Source organism: Nocardia sp. NPDC060220 (genome assembly GCF_042727815.1).
Lineage (GTDB): Bacteria > Actinomycetota > Actinomycetes > Mycobacteriales > Mycobacteriaceae > Nocardia.
Map to the genome: position 1 here is coordinate 1 of NZ_JBHWZY010001268.1, position 1,389 is coordinate 1,389.

The following is a 1,389-nucleotide window of genomic DNA, read 5'->3' on the forward strand; positions in this document are numbered from 1 at the left end:
GGCATCGGCGCGGTGACCACCAGCTCGCCGACCTCGCCGCGCACGGGGTTGCCCTGCTCGTCGAAGGCATCGAGGGCGACGCCGAGATACGGCGCCGACAGCTCACCCGGCCATACCGGCACGGTCGGGGCGCCACCGACGAACGCCGACACCACATCGGTGCCGCCGCTGATCGAGTTCACCTGAACATGCTCTCCGGCATTCTCGTTCAGCCACAGCGCGCTCGACACCGGTAGCGACGAACCGGTGATACCCACGGAGCGCAGGGCCGAGAGGTCGTGCTCGGCGCGTGGCACCGATCCCGCCTTGACACAGCCGAGAACATAGCCGGGGCTGGTCCCGAAAACGGTGGCGCCCACCTGGGCGGCGATGCGCCACAGCGCATCCGGCCCGCCCGCGGTCGGGCTGCCGTCGTAGGTGACGACGGTGGTGCCGGTGAGCAGACCCGCTACCTGGAAGTTCCACATCATCCAGCTCGGGCTGGTGTACCAGAAGAACGTGTCCTCGGGGCCCATGTTCGATTGCAGCGCTACGGCTTTCAGATGCTCGAGCAGCACACCGCCGTGGCCGTGGACGATGCCCTTGGGCAGCCCGGTGGTGCCGGAGGAGAACACGATCCACAGCGGATGATCGAAATCGACGGGGACGGTTTCGATGACACCGAGTCCGGCATCGGCGACCGAGTCCGTCCAGGACAGCGTGTCGGGTACCTCGCGTCCGAGTTGCGAGACGACGACGGTGGCGCGCAGGCCGGGCAGCCCGTCGCGCAGTGCCGCGATGTCGGCCCGTTTGTCGTGTTCCTTGCCGCCGAACCGGTAGCCGTCGGCGGTGACCAGCACCGTCGGGTCGAGCTGGCCGAGCCGGTCCAGCGCGGCCTTGGCCGAGTAGTCCTGACCGCAGGCGCTCCACACCGCGCCGATACTGGCGGTGGCGAGGAAGGCGACGATCGCTTCCGGAATATTGGGCAGGTAGCCCACCACCCGGTCGCCCGCCTCGACGCCCTGCTCACGCAAGGTGCGCGCGAAAACCGTGACCTGTTCGATCAATTCGGCCCAGGACACCTCCCGCGGCTCGGCTTCTTCGTGCAGGGCGATCACCGCGGGGCGGCCGAACTGGGCCATCCGGATGATCTGGTCGACATAGTTCAGCCGGGTGCCGGGAAACCATTGCGCGCCCGGCATCTCCCGCGAGCCGAGCACCTCGCCGGCCGTCTCGCCGAGCTCGAAGTAGTCCCACACGGCCTGCCAGAAGTCGGCGACGTCGTCCACCGACCACTGCCACAGGGCCTGGTAGTCAGGGTACGGGTCGCCGGTTCGCGTGGTGACGAAGGCGGCGAAGTCGGTGATTCGGGCCGACGCGATGTCCTGCGCGCTCGGTACCCATTGCGGT

1 protein-coding gene is annotated in these 1,389 nt (G+C 68.5%); it reads right to left on the reverse strand.

Annotated features, from left to right (window positions below; all coding sequences use genetic code 11):
• On the reverse strand, positions 1–1,389 hold a 1,389-nt coding region (locus tag ACFWF3_RS35930; protein WP_379318621.1), incomplete at both ends, for an acetoacetate--CoA ligase.